We start from the raw sequence: 13,382 nt of genomic DNA on the forward strand, positions 1-13,382 counted from the left end.
CCCCACCTCAACCCGCGATGACCCAGGTGACCGCGGCGGTAAGCCCGATCAGCATGACGAACGCATAAGTGTAAACATACCCCGTCTGGACGCGCGCCGTAACGCGGCTGCCCTGCTGCACCACCCATGCCCAGCCGTTCGGCCCGAAGCGGTCGATCGTCCCCTCATCGCCCTTGTGCCACAGGAAGCGGCCGATCGCGAAAGCGGGGCGAACGAACAGCAGGTTGTACAGCTCGTCGAAATACCATTTGTTGTACACGAAATCGTACAACACCTCGAAAGTCGCGGTGAACCGCGCCGGGATGTCAGTCCGCACGAGATAGGCGAGCACCGCGCCGGCAAAGCCGAGCAGCATCACGACCGTCGCGGCGAGCTTCACCCACACCGGCACGCCGTGCATCTCGTGCATCAGATGCTCGTTGAAGGCGATCGACCCGCGCCAGAAGCCTTCGCCCGCGGTCGGCTCGATGAACCAGCCGTGGAACACGAAGCCGGCAAGCACCGCCCCCGTCGACAGCACGATCAGCGGGATCAGCATGTTGAGCGGGCTCTCGTGCGGGTGATAGCCCGCGGTGCCGGTCGCCAGTTCGTGTGCGCCCGCGTCGTGCGCGTGCGCTTCGGGCGCGGTATGCTCGTCCGCCGGATGATCGTGCGCGTGGCCGTTGCCGTGCGCATCGTGCACCGCGTGCTGGATATGCTCGGACTGGGCCCAGCGCGGCTTGCCCCAGAAGGTGAGGAACATCAGCCGCCACGAGTAGAAGCTGGTGAGCAGCGCGGCGATCACCCCGGCCCAGAATGCGCCCGTTTGCTTGGCCGCCCACGACGCCTCGATGATCGCATCCTTCGAATGGTAGCCGGCGAAGCCGCCGACGCCATAGATGCCGACCCCGGTGATCGCCAGCGTGCCGAGCAGCATCGCCCAGAAGGTGATCGGGATATGCTTCCTGAGGCCGCCGTAATAGCGCATGTCCTGCTCGTGGTGCATCGCGTGGATCACCGAGCCGGCACCGAGAAACAGCAGCGCCTTGAAGAAAGCGTGCGTGAACAGGTGGAACATCGCCGCGCCATAGGCGCCGACGCCCGCGGCGAAGAACATATAGCCGAGCTGCGAGCAGGTCGAATAAGCGATCACGCGCTTGATGTCGTTCTGCGTCGTACCAATCGTCGCGGCGAAGAAGCAGGTCGCGGCGCCGACGATCGTCACGACATGCAGCGCGGTCGGCGAGGTTTCGAACATCGGCGACAGGCGGCAGACCATGAACACACCGGCGGTGACCATCGTCGCCGCGTGGATCAGCGCGCTGACCGGGGTCGGGCCTTCCATCGCGTCGGGGAGCCAGGTGTGGAGGCCGAGCTGCGCCGACTTGCCCATCGCGCCGACGAACAGCAGCAGGCACAGCACCGTCATCGTGTCGAAGCGATAACCGAGGAACCCGATCGTCGCCCCCGCCATGCCCGGCGCCGCGTGCAGGATCGCCGGGATCGAGACGGTATCGAACACCAGATAGGTGCCGAAAATGCCCAGCATGAAGCCGAGATCACCGACGCGGTTGACGACGAACGCCTTGATCGCCGCGGCATTGGCGCTCGGCTTCTTGAACCAGAAACCGATCAGCAGATAGCTCGCGAGGCCGACGCCTTCCCAGCCGAAGAACATCTGGATCAGATTGTCCGCGGTCACCAGCATCAGCATCGCGAAGGTGAACAGCGACAGATAGGCGAAGAAGCGCGGCTGATCCGGGTCCTCCGCCATATAGCCCCAGCTATACAGATGGACGAGCGCGGAGACGCTGGTGATGACGACCAGCATCACCGAGGTGAGCGCATCGACGCGCAGCGCCCAGCTCACATCCATCGTGCCCGAGGTGATGAAGTGCAGCACCGGGGTGACGCTCTCGCTCAGCGAGCCGGTCATGAAGCCGATGAAGATCGGCCACGACAAGGCGCACGAGACGAACAGCGCGCCCGTCGTCAGCGACTTGGCGACCGTATTGCCGAGTGCGCGATTGCCCAGCCCGGCGACCGCCGCCGCAACCAGCGGCAGGAAAACGATGAACAGGATAGAGATCACGATTTATCCCTTCATCCGGCTGGGATCATCGACCGAGATCGAGCCGCGGCCACGGAAGAAGATGACGAGAATGGCAAGGCCGATCGCGGCCTCGCCCGCCGCCACGGTCAGCACGAACATCGCGAACACCTGCCCGACCAGATCGTTGAGCGCTGCCGAAAAGGCGACGAGGTTGATGTTCACCGCGAGCAGGATCAGCTCGATCGCCATCAGGATGACGATGATGTTCTTGCGGTTGAGGAAAATCCCCAAGACGCCCATCGTGAACAGGATCGCCGCGACGACGAGATAGTGGATCAGGCCGATTGCGCCGTTCACAGCTGCACCCCCTGGCCCACTTCGGGCCGCATGTTGCGTGTTGCTTCCTCTGGCCGGCGAGCGACCTGACGCGCGATATTCTGCCCGCGGACGCCCTTGCGCTCGCGGTGGGTCAGCACGATCGCGCCGATCATCGCCACCAGCAGCACCAACCCCGCGCCCTCGAACACGAACAGATAGCGCGTGTAGAGCAGATTGCCGATCGCCTGGATGTTGGGGATCGCCGGATCGACCGGGGCGGCGCGCCGCGCGAGATCGATCCCGCCCGCGCTCCACGCGCCGATGCCGATGAAGATCTCGCACACCAGAGCCACCGCCAGCGCGAGCCCGAGCGCGGCATAGCGCACGAAGCCCGCCCGCATCTCCGCGAAGTCGATGTCGAGCATCATGACGACGAACAGGAACAGCACCGCGACCGCGCCGACATAGACGATGACGAGCAGCATCGCGATGAACTCCGCCCCCACCAGCACCATCAGCCCGGCGGCGTTGAAGAACGCGAGGATCAGCCACAGCACCGAATGCACCGGGTTGCGCGACGAGATCGTCATCGCGCCCGAAAGCAGCACGACGATCGCGAACAAATAGAAGGCGAAGGCCTGTATCATGCCTCGACGAGCCCCCCGAGAGACCGTTCGGGCTGAGCCTGTCGAAGCCCTGCCCTTACTAAGGAAGAAAAGTACAGCCCTTCGACAAGCTCAGGGCGAACGGCGAAAAATCGACGGTGCGCGCGCATTATCGATACGCCGCATCGGCGGCAAGGTTGGCCGCGATCGCGCGTTCCCACCGGTCGCCGTTGTCGAGCAGCTTCGCCTTGTCGTAGATCAGTTCCTCGCGCGTCTCGGTGGCGAATTCGTAATTCGGCCCCTCGACGATCGCATCGACCGGGCATGCCTCCTGGCACAGGCCGCAATAGATGCACTTGGTCATGTCGATGTCGTAGCGCGTCGTGCGGCGGCTGCCGTCGTCGCGCGGTTCGGCCTCGATCGTGATCGCCTGCGCGGGGCAGATCGCCTCGCACAATTTGCACGCGATGCACCGTTCCTCGCCGTTGGGATAGCGGCGCAGCGCATGTTCGCCGCGGAAGCGCGGCGACACCGGATTGCGCTCGAACGGATAGTTGATCGTCGCCTTGGGCTTGAAGAAATACTTCAAGGTCAAAGCGTGCGCCTTCACGAACTCCCAGAGCGTGAAGGCCTTGACGGTCGATGCGATACCCATCGTCAGAACCCTACCCGCGTCCACATCAGGACGCCGGAAACGAGGAACACCCAGAACAGCGAGACCGGCAGGAACACCTTCCAGCCCAGCCGCATCAGCTGGTCATAGCGATAGCGCGGGACAGTCGCCTTCACCCAGCTGAACACGAAGAAGAAGAACAGGATCTTGGCGAACAGCCAGATGATCCCCGGCACGACAATGTTCGGGAAAAAGAACAAGAACGGCATATCTATCGGCGGCAGATAGCCGCCCCAGAACAAGGTCGCGTTGAGCGTGCACATCAGGATCACATTGGCATATTCGCCGAGCCAGTAGAGCGCGAAGCTCATCGACGAATATTCGGTCTGGTAACCCGCGACGAGCTCACTCTCCGCCTCGGTGAGGTCGAACGGTGCGCGCTGCGTCTCGGCCAGCGACGAGATCAGGAACATGATCGCCATCGGGAACAGCAAGGGATTGAGGAAGAAGCCGTTGATCGGCGTTCCCAACACCCCGCGCTGCGCCTCGACGATCCCGCTGAGGTTGAACGTCCCCGCCCACAGCACGATCGAGATCAGGATGAAGCCGATCGCGACCTCGTAGCTGACCATCTGCGCCGCGGCGCGGATCGCCGAGAAGAAGGGATATTTCGAGTTGGACGACCAGCCCGCGAGGATGATCCCGTACACCCCGAGCGACGAGGCGGCGAGCACGTAGAGCAGCCCGACGTTGATATCGGCCAGCACCACCCCGACCTGGAACGGCACCACCGCCCACACGATCAGCGCCACCGTGAAGGTGATGATCGGCGCGAGGATGAACAGCCCGCGATTGGCCGCCGCCGGGACGATGGTTTCCTGGAGGAACACCTTGAGCCCGTCCGCGAACGACTGGAGCAGCCCGAACGGGCCGACCACGTTCGGCCCGCGGCGCAGCGCCATCGCCGCCCAGATCTTGCGATCGGCATAGATGATCATCGCCACCGCCAGCATCAGCGGCAATGCGATAACGAGGATGCCGACCAGCGTGGCGACGAACCACGCCCATTCATAGGGCAGGCCGACGAAGTTTTGGAAAAAGGCGGTCATGAATGAAATGCCTTCAATCCCATCGCCATCGCGCCCGGAATGTTCGGATTGGCGGGGTTGACGATGATGCTCTGCCGCGCCGGGCTGATGACGAGATCCATGTCTTCCATCGGGATCGCGCCGAGCAACGGCTGATCGCCGAGCACGAGCGCGCCGACCATGCATTGGCGATTGGCGAACCGCACGCGCACCGGGCCGACATAATCGACCATCTGCTTGCGCCCGTCTGCCACGGTGACTTCACGACGGTCCTGCACGGCAAGATCGAGCTGATTCGCAACATGCTGTGGAATGCACAGATGCAACGCGCCGGTATCGACCAGCGCGTCGACCGACATCGGCAGGAGATCGTCGCGCCGTGCGTTGGTCAGTTCGATCTGGGCGTGAACGATCCCCATTACTCCGCCGCCTCCGCGAAGGTCTCACCGTGGATCAGCTCGGCCGAGCAGCGCTGCATCGTCGGAGACGCGCGGCAGATCGCATTGGTGAGGTAGAAATCCTTGATCGGATAGCCCGCGAGCACGCCCTCCGCCTTGGCGGCGAGCGCCGGCGGGTTCCACGCGAATTTCGCCAGCCCGAGCGTCGCGAGATCGGGGCAATCGACCGCCATCGCCGCGCGCAATTCCTCGAGCGTGTCGAACGGCAGCGTCTTGCCGAGCTTCTCGGACAGAGCGCGCAGGATCGTCCAATCCTCGCGCGCGTCGCCCGGCGGGAACACCGCGCGCTCGCCGCGCTGGACGCGCCCTTCGAGATTGACCCAGGTGCCCGATTTCTCGGCATAGCTCGCGCCCGGCAGCACGACATCGGCATGATGCGCGCCGGCATCGCCGTGGTGGCCGATATAGACCTTGAACCCGCCGAACCTGGTGAAATCGCACTCGTCGGCGCCGAGGAAGAAGGCCAGCTTCGCCGCGTGAAGGTCGGCGATCCCGCCCTTTTGCGCATAGCCGAGCATCAGCCCGCCCATCCGGCTCGCCGAGAAGTGGAGGACGTTATAGCCGTTCCACCCGTCCTTGATCAGCCCGAGCGTGTCGACCAGCGCCAGCGTCGCGCCCTGCGCGCCCTTCATCGCCGCGCCGCCGACGATCATCATCGGGCGCTGCGCCTTGGCGAAGGCATCGGTCACCGCCGCCGGCAGATTGCCGAGCACCGCCAGATCGGCGCCGAGCCATTCGACCTTATAGGTCAGATCGGTTTCGGGGCCGACCGCGAAGACCTTGGCGCCCTTCTTGATCGCCTTGCGGATGCGGGTGTTCACCAGCGCGGCTTCCCAGCGCAGGTTGGTGCCGACCAGCAGGATCACGTCGGCGGTCTCGACCCCGGCGATCGTGGTGTTGAAATTGACCGCGGCGAGGCTGGACGTGTCATAGTCCATCCCGGTCTGCCGCCCTTCGAGCAGCGACGAGCCGAACGCCTTCGCCAGCGCCTTGCCCGCGAACAGCGTTTCGCAATCGGCGAGATCGCCCGAGACCACCGCCACGCTGTCGCCGACGGTCTTCGCGACGTCCGCGATCGCCGCGAACGCTTCGTCCCAGGTCGCCTCGACGAGCTTGCCGTCACGCCGCACGAACGGGCGATCGAGCCGGCGACGGACGAGCCCGTCGACCGCGTGGCGCGTCTTGTCGGTCGCCCACTCCTCGTTGACGTCCTCGTTGATGCGCGGAACGCAGCGCAGCACCTGGCGGCCGCGGCTGTCGAGGCGGATGTTGGTGCCGACGGCGTCCATCACGTCGATGGTCAGCGTCTTCTTGAGCTCCCACGGCCGCGCCTCGAAGGCATAGGGCTTGGAGGTCAGCGCGCCGACCGGGCACAGATCGACCACATTGCCCGAAAGCTCGCTGGTCACCGCTTCCTCCAGATAGGAGGTGATCTGCATATTCTCGCCGCGATAGATCGCGCCGATTTCCTCGACCCCGGCGACTTCCTCGGCAAAGCGGATGCAGCGCGTGCACTGGATGCAGCGCGTCATCACCGTTTTGACGATCGGCCCCATGTACTTCTCGGTCACCGCGCGCTTGTTTTCCTCGAAGCGCGAGGAGCCGCGGCCATAAGCGACCGACTGGTCCTGCAGGTCGCACTCGCCGCCCTGATCGCAGATCGGGCAATCGAGCGGGTGGTTGATCAGCAGGAATTCCATCACGCCCTCGCGGGCGTTCTTCACCATCGGGGTGTTGGTGAAGATTTCCTGATTGTCCGCCGCCGGCAGCGCGCACGAGGCCTGCGGCTTGGGCGGCCCCGGCTTCACCTCGACGAGGCACATGCGGCAATTGCCGGCGATCGAAAGCCGCTCGTGATAGCAGAAGCGCGGGATCTCCTTGCCGGCAAGCTCACACGCCTGCAGCACGGTGGCGCCCGCGGGCACCTCGATCTCTACGCCGTCGACCTTGACCTTAGGCATTAGCTGCCTCGCACTGAGAATATGACAACGACCGCAAGGCCGACGAGAAGGAAGCAGAGCCCCAAGACAATACCAACCCGCTCCCAGCGGCGCTGGCGTTCCTCACCGGAAGGCCATAGCCAACCGAGCAGCTCAGCGAGAAGCTCCACGAAATCACTCCGCCGCCTCCTGCAAGGGGACGGACGAGCCGCCCTTACGCTCGTTGATGCGGCGCTCCAGCTCGGGGCGGAAGTGGCGGATCAGGCCCTGGATCGGCCACGCCGCGGCATCGCCGAGCGCGCAGATCGTGTGGCCTTCCACCTGCTTCGTCACCTGCTGGAGCATGTCGATTTCGCCGATATCGGCATCGCCGGTGCGCAGGCGCTCCATCACCCGCCACATCCAGCCGGTGCCCTCACGGCACGGGGTGCATTGGCCGCAGCTCTCATGCTTGTAGAAATAGGAGAGCCGGCTGATCGCGCGGACCACGTCGGTCGACTTGTCCATCACGATCACCGCCGCGGTGCCGAGCCCCGAGCCGACCGCCTTGAGCCCGTCGAAATCCATCGGGCAATCGATGATCTGCGACGCCGGCACGAGCGGCACCGAGGAGCCGCCCGGGATCACCGCGAGCAGATTGTCCCACCCGCCGCGGATCCCGCCGCAATGCTTCTCGACCAGCTCGCGGAAGCTGATCGACATCGCTTCCTCGACCACGCACGGCTTTTCGACATGGCCGCTGATCTGGAACAGCTTGGTGCCCTTGTTGTTCTCGTTGCCGAAGCTCGAGAACCACTCGGCGCCGCGCCGCAGGATCGTCGGGGCGACCGCGATCGATTCGACGTTGTTGACCGTCGTCGGGCAGCCGTAGAGCCCCGCGCCGGCCGGGAACGGCGGCTTGAGCCGCGGCTGGCCCTTCTTGCCCTCGAGGCTTTCGAGCATCGCGGTCTCTTCGCCGCAGATGTAGGCGCCCGCGCCGCGATGGACGAAGACGTCGAAGTCATAGCCCGAGCCGGCGGCGTTCTTGCCGATCAGCCCGGCGTCATACGCCTCGGCGACCGCGGCAAACAAAGTCTCCGCCTCGCGGATATATTCGCCGCGGATGTAGATATAGGCCGCCCGTGCGCGCATCGCGAAGCCCGCGACCAGCGCACCCTCGATCAGCTTGTGCGGATCGTGGCGGATGATCTCGCGGTCCTTGCACGAGCCCGGTTCGGATTCGTCGGCGTTGATGACGAGGAAGCTCGGCCGGTCGGCGCGCGGTTCCTTGGGCATGAAGCTCCACTTCATGCCGGTCGGGAAGCCCGCCCCGCCGCGCCCGCGCAGCCCCGAGGCCTTGATCACGTCGATGATCTTGTCCTGCCCGAGGGCGAGCAGCGCCTTGGTATCGTCCCAATCGCCCCGCTTGCGCGCGGCATCGAGCCGCCACGACTGATAGCCGTAGAGATTGGTGAAGATCCGGTCCTTGTCGGTCAATGAGGTGATCGCGCTCATGCCGCATTCCCCCATTCCGGCCGGTAATCGTGGTTCTCTTTGACCATCGCGGTCAGCGTGGTCGGGCCGCCGACGGGCTCGACGGTGTGGCGGCCGGGCTCCTGCGTCCCCGTCTTGGGGTGCTCGCCGCGCTCCAGCGCCTCGAGGATCGCGATCGTGCGATCGTAATCGAGATCCTCGTAATTATCGTCGTTGATCTGGACCATCGGGGCGGACGAGCAATTGCCCATGCATTCCACCTCGGTCAGCGTGAACAGGCCGTCGGGGGTCGTTTTGCCCTTGATCAGCCCCTTGTTCTTGCACGCCGCCATCACGTCGTCCGAGCCGCGCAGCATGCATGGCGTCGTGCCGCACACCTGGACGTGATAGCGACCGACCGGCGCGAGGTTGAACATCGTGTAGAAGGTCGCGACCTCGTAGACGCGCATATAGGGCACGCCGATCTCGCGCGCGACGAATTCGATCACCGGGATCGGCAGCCACCCTTGCGTCTGCGTCTCCGCGCCGACCTGCCGCTGGGCGAGATCGAGCAGCGGAATCGAGGCGGATTGCTCGCGCCCGGCCGGATAGCGCGCGAGCACCTCGTCGCGCTTCTTCTTGTTTTCATCGGTCCAGGCGAACGCGCCCCAGCGCGCGCGGACCTCTGCCTCGTCGGGGATTTCTGGAGCGTCAGCCATCAGCGATCACATTCACCAAAGACGACATCGATCGCGCCCAGGATGGCGGTCGTGTCGGCGAGCATGTGGCCCTTGCACATCATGTCCATCGCCTGAAGATGGCTGAAGGCGGTCGGGCGGATCTTGCAGCGATAGGGTTTGTTGCTGCCGTCGGCGACGAGATACACGCCGAATTCGCCCTTGGGGCTTTCGGTCGCGACATATACTTCGCCGGCAGGCACGTGATACCCTTCGGTGTAGAGCTTGAAGTGGTGGATGAGCGCTTCCATCGAGCTCTTCATCTCACCGCGCTTGGGCGGCACCACCTTGCGGTCGAGCGAGGCGATCGGCCCGTCCGGCATTTCGTTGAGGCACTGGCGCATGATCCGCGCCGACTGGCGTACTTCCTCGACGCGGACCATGAACCGGTCGTAGCAATCGCCGCGCGTGCCGACCGGCACCTCGAAATCCATCTTGGCATAGGCGTCGTAAGGCTGCGACTTGCGCAGATCCCAGGGAATGCCCGAACCGCGGATCATCGGGCCGGAGAAGCCCCATTTGATCGCATCGTCGCGCGAAACGACCGCAATATCGACGTTGCGCTGCTTGAAGATGCGGTTGTCGGCGACGAGGCTGATCGCATCCTCGAACAGACGCGGCAGCCGCGTGTCGAGCCAGTCGCCGATATCGGTGAGCAGCTTGAGCGGCACGTCCTGATGCACCCCGCCGACACGGAAGTAATTGGAATGCATCCGCGCACCCGAGGCGCGCTCGAAGAAGTTCAGGCAATCCTCGCGGATTTCGAACAGCCACAGGTTCGGCGTCATCGCGCCGACGTCCATCACATGCGAACCGAGGTTGAGCATGTGATTGGAAATGCGGGTCAATTCGGCGAAGAAGGTGCGCAGGTACTGCGCGCGCGCCGGCACCTCCAAATCGAGCAATTTCTCGACCGCAAGGACGAAGCTGTGCTCCATCCCGAGCGGCGAGCAATAATCGAGCCGGTCGAAATAGGGCAAAGCCTGCGCATAGGTCTTATATTCGATCAGCTTTTCGGTGCCGCGGTGGAGCAGCCCGACGTGCGGATCGACGCGCTCGATGATCTCGCCGTCGAGCTCCATCACTAGACGCAGCACGCCGTGCGCCGCCGGATGCTGCGGGCCGAAGTTGATCGTGTAATTCTGGATCGCGACGTCCCCCGCGTCGGGGTGCGCGGCATCGGTGCGATGCAGCAGCTTGTCGAGCGCGGGATCGTCGATCAGGGTATCGGTCACTTGCCTTCTCCCTTGCCCTTCAAGACATCGGGATCCGCCGGCTTCGGCTTCGCATCGGGCTCGGCCTTGCCGACGCCGGTCTGCGCGGTCGAATCGGTCGTCTTCGGCGTCGTCGCGGTAGCCTTGGCGGTCTGCGCGGCATCGGCCTTCTGGATCTGGTCGGCGCTGAGCTGCGTCGGCGCGCCCTTCGCCTCGGGCAGCGCCCCCTTCTCGTCGCCGGGGAGGACGTATTCGGCGCCTTCCCACGGGCTCATGAAGTCGAAGGTGCGGAAATCCTGCGCCAGTTGCACCGGCTCATAGACGACGCGCTTCGCCTCTTCCGAATAACGCAGCTCGACGAACCCCGAGAGCGGGAAGTCCTTGCGCTGCGGGTGGCCGCGGAAGCCGTAATCGGTGAGGATGCGACGCAGATCGCGGTTGCCCGCGAACAGCACGCCATACATGTCGTACACTTCGCGCTCGAGCCAGCCGGCGACCGGCCAGATCCCGGTGACCGAGGGAACCGGGGTCTCCTCGCTCGCTGCGACATGGACGTGGATACGATGGTTGCGGGTCAGCGACAGCAGGCAATAGACCACCTCGAACCGCTCGGGGCGGTCGGGGAAATCCACCCCGGCGATTTCCATCAGCTGCTGATATTCGAGCCCCGGCGTGTCGCGCAGCGCGATCATCGCGTCGATCAGCCCGTCGCGCGTAACGAACAGCGCCACCTCGCCCACCGCGTCGCGCGCGTCGACCAACGCAGTGCCGAGCGCATCGCGCGCCGCGGCGATCGTCGCGCCGTTGAGATCGGCGGCATAAGCCGGTGCCGGCGCCCTCATCGCTCGATGCTCCCGCTGCGGCGGATCTTCCGCTGGAGCTGCATGATGCCGTAGAGCAAAGCCTCGGCGGTCGGCGGGCAGCCGGGGACATAGATGTCCACGGGCACGATCCGGTCGCAGCCGCGCACGACGCTGTAGCTATAATGATAATAGCCGCCGCCATTGGCGCACGAGCCCATCGAGATGACGTATTTCGGCTCCGACATCTGGTCGTAGACCTTGCGGAGCGCGGGGGCCATCTTGTTGCAGAGCGTGCCGGCGACGATCATCACGTCGGACTGGCGCGGGCTCGCGCGCGGCGCGGCGCCGAACCGTTCGAGATCGTAGCGCGGCATGTTGACGTGGATCATCTCGACCGCGCAGCAGGCGAGACCGAAAGTCATCCACCACAGGCTGCCGGTGCGCGCCCATTGGAACAATTCCTCGGTCGAGGTGACGAGGAAGCCCTTGTCGGTCAGCTCGCCATTGAGGCCGTCGAAAAAGCCCTGATCGGGCGGCACGATCGCCTGCCCGCTGGGATCATGCCGCAGTTCGACCGGGCCGCTGTGGAGGTTGGAAGACATGCTCATTCCCAATCCAACGCGCCTTTTTTCCAGGCATAGACGAGGCCGAGCGCAAGCTCGCCGATGAAGATCATCATGCTGATCCACGCGGTCCAGCCGAGCGTGAACACGCTGACCGCCCACGGATAGAGGAACGCGGCCTCCAGATCGAAGATGATGAACAGGATCGCGACGAGGTAGAAACGCACGTCGAATTGCGCGCGCGAATCCTCGAAGGCGGGGAAGCCGCACTCATATTCCGCCAGTTTTTCCGGCGTCGGATTGTGCGCGCCGGTAAGGCGCGCGACGATCATCGGGAGGAAGACGAACGCGCTGGACAGCACGAGCGCGACCCCGAGGAACATGAGGATCGGCAGATATTGCGACAGGTCGACCACTAGGCTCTCGCAGATGCGAAAATTGATGGGGGCGCTTTAGGCGGATGGGTCCGCACGGGCAAGCGCCGGAGGCATGAGAATGATTCGCAACTGAACGGTTTTGCAGGGATTTCCGGCGCCTGCTTGGCGTTAGCTACGAAAGAAAGGGGATAACGTTCCGTCGGTTGGTGACGGATCGGACCGATTCCCCGCCGTCGCCGCCAATCCGTCATTCCCGCGAAGGCGGGAATCCATGCACTCGGACCTTCGCGATAGAGTCGCACCGACAGCGTTAATGGATTCCCGCCTTCGCGGGAATGACGGGAGGTGGCTTAACGCAGCGCCCCCGCCACCAGCTTGTGCAGCTTGGAGTGCAGCGCATCGTTGGCGGCGAGATATTCGCTACGCTCGATCGCGCGATCGCCGCCGCGGAAATCGGTAACGAAGCCGCCGGCTTCCTTCACCAGCAGCATCCCGGCCGCGACGTCCCACACGTTGAGATCGCTTTCCCAGAAAGCATCGAACCGTCCTGCGGCGACCCACGCGAGATCGAGCGCGGCCGAGCCGAGCCGGCGAATCCCCGCGACCTGCGGTGCGATCGCGCCGAAGATCCGTGTCCATTGCACGAAATCGCCGTGACCGAGGAACGGGATGCCCGTCGCGACCAAAGCCTCGGACGGATCGCGCCGCACCGAGACGCGCAGCCGCTCGGACTGGACCCAGGCGCCCCGCCCCTTCTCGGCCCAGAAGCTCTCGTCGGTCAGCGGCTGATAGACCAGGGCGGTGGTCACCTCGCGCTTGCCGTTGGCGAGCGGCTCCTCGACCGCGATCGAGATCGCGAAATGCGGGATGCCGTGGAGGAAGTTGGAGGTGCCGTCGAGCGGATCGACGATGAAGCGCGGCTTGCCGGGATCGCCGGCGACCTCGCCGCGCTCTTCCATCACGAAGCCCCAGTCGGGGCGCGCCTTGGACAGTTCCTCGTAGAGGGTCTGCTCGGCGCGCTTGTCGGCCATCGAGACGAAATCGGCCGGCCCCTTACGGCTCACCTGCAGCTGCTGGACCTCGTTGAAGTCGCGACGCAGCCGCGGCGCGGCCTTGCGCGCAGCGCGCTCGATGACGGTGAACAGGCCGGAATGGGAAGGCATTTCGATTACTCCACCCCAG

14 protein-coding genes are annotated in these 13,382 nt (G+C 64.7%); all 14 read right to left on the bottom strand.

Annotation, left to right across the window (positions count from 1 at the left end; translation table 11 throughout):
* Nucleotides 1-7: 7 nt before the first annotated feature.
* Nucleotides 8-2,071 carry an NADH-quinone oxidoreductase subunit L gene (gene nuoL / locus NED98_RS09940; protein ID WP_265312873.1) on the bottom strand — a complete coding sequence of 688 codons (2,064 nt, stop codon included), beginning with the start codon at nucleotides 2,069-2,071 and terminating at the stop codon, nucleotides 8-10.
* Nucleotides 2,072-2,074: 3 nt separating this feature from the next.
* Nucleotides 2,075-2,377 carry an NADH-quinone oxidoreductase subunit NuoK gene (gene nuoK / locus NED98_RS09945; protein ID WP_179513603.1) on the bottom strand — a complete coding sequence of 101 codons (303 nt, stop codon included), beginning with the start codon at nucleotides 2,375-2,377 and terminating at the stop codon, nucleotides 2,075-2,077.
* 8 nt (nucleotides 2,378-2,385) lie between these two features.
* Nucleotides 2,386-2,997, bottom strand: a complete 612-nt coding sequence (locus NED98_RS09950) for an NADH-quinone oxidoreductase subunit J (protein ID WP_179511345.1) — start codon at nucleotides 2,995-2,997, stop codon at nucleotides 2,386-2,388.
* Between the two features lie 127 nt (nucleotides 2,998-3,124).
* Complete coding sequence (gene nuoI, locus NED98_RS09955; protein ID WP_179511344.1) at nucleotides 3,125-3,610, bottom strand: NADH-quinone oxidoreductase subunit NuoI; 486 nt, start codon at nucleotides 3,608-3,610, stop codon at nucleotides 3,125-3,127.
* A gap of 2 nt (nucleotides 3,611-3,612) precedes the next feature.
* Nucleotides 3,613-4,677: an NADH-quinone oxidoreductase subunit NuoH gene (gene nuoH, locus NED98_RS09960; RefSeq protein WP_265312874.1), complete on the bottom strand. Its 1,065-nt coding sequence runs from the start codon at nucleotides 4,675-4,677 to the stop codon at nucleotides 3,613-3,615.
* Entirely contained in the window at nucleotides 4,674-5,075 is a 402-nt protein-coding gene (locus NED98_RS09965; protein WP_265312875.1) for a clan AA aspartic protease, read from the bottom strand. Before NED98_RS09965 ends, nuoH begins: the two co-directional genes overlap by 4 nt.
* Complete coding sequence (gene nuoG / locus NED98_RS09970; protein ID WP_265312876.1) at nucleotides 5,075-7,075, bottom strand: NADH-quinone oxidoreductase subunit NuoG; 2,001 nt, start codon at nucleotides 7,073-7,075, stop codon at nucleotides 5,075-5,077. Before nuoG ends, NED98_RS09965 begins: the two co-directional genes overlap by 1 nt.
* 153 nt (nucleotides 7,076-7,228) lie before the next feature.
* Complete coding sequence (gene nuoF, locus NED98_RS09975) at nucleotides 7,229-8,548, bottom strand: NADH-quinone oxidoreductase subunit NuoF (RefSeq protein ID WP_265312877.1); 1,320 nt, start codon at nucleotides 8,546-8,548, stop codon at nucleotides 7,229-7,231.
* Complete coding sequence (locus NED98_RS09980; protein WP_179511339.1) at nucleotides 8,545-9,225, bottom strand: complex I 24 kDa subunit family protein; 681 nt, start codon at nucleotides 9,223-9,225, stop codon at nucleotides 8,545-8,547. Before NED98_RS09980 ends, nuoF begins: the two co-directional genes overlap by 4 nt.
* The gene (locus tag NED98_RS09985; RefSeq protein ID WP_265271110.1) at nucleotides 9,225-10,439 is read right to left on the bottom strand and encodes an NADH-quinone oxidoreductase subunit D; all 1,215 of its coding nucleotides are present in this window, start codon (nucleotides 10,437-10,439) and stop codon (nucleotides 9,225-9,227) included. Before NED98_RS09985 ends, NED98_RS09980 begins: the two co-directional genes overlap by 1 nt.
* A 35-nt stretch (nucleotides 10,440-10,474) precedes the next feature.
* On the bottom strand, nucleotides 10,475-11,299 hold the full coding sequence (locus NED98_RS09990; RefSeq protein WP_265312878.1) for an NADH-quinone oxidoreductase subunit C: 825 nt from the start codon (nucleotides 11,297-11,299) through the stop codon (nucleotides 10,475-10,477).
* Nucleotides 11,296-11,874 carry a NuoB/complex I 20 kDa subunit family protein gene (locus NED98_RS09995; protein WP_432423312.1) on the bottom strand — a complete coding sequence of 193 codons (579 nt, stop codon included), beginning with the start codon at nucleotides 11,872-11,874 and terminating at the stop codon, nucleotides 11,296-11,298. The genes NED98_RS09990 and NED98_RS09995 overlap by 4 nt, the downstream gene beginning before the upstream one ends.
* Entirely contained in the window at nucleotides 11,865-12,239 is a 375-nt protein-coding gene (ndhC, locus tag NED98_RS10000; protein WP_265271004.1) for an NADH-quinone oxidoreductase subunit A, read from the bottom strand. The genes NED98_RS09995 and ndhC overlap by 10 nt, the downstream gene beginning before the upstream one ends.
* 311 nt (nucleotides 12,240-12,550) lie before the next feature.
* Complete coding sequence (locus NED98_RS10005; RefSeq protein WP_265312879.1) at nucleotides 12,551-13,363, bottom strand: inositol monophosphatase family protein; 813 nt, start codon at nucleotides 13,361-13,363, stop codon at nucleotides 12,551-12,553.
* Nucleotides 13,364-13,382 lie beyond the last annotated feature (19 nt).

The organism is Sphingomonas lycopersici (assembly GCF_026130605.1).
Taxonomy (GTDB): domain Bacteria; phylum Pseudomonadota; class Alphaproteobacteria; order Sphingomonadales; family Sphingomonadaceae; genus Sphingomonas; species Sphingomonas lycopersici.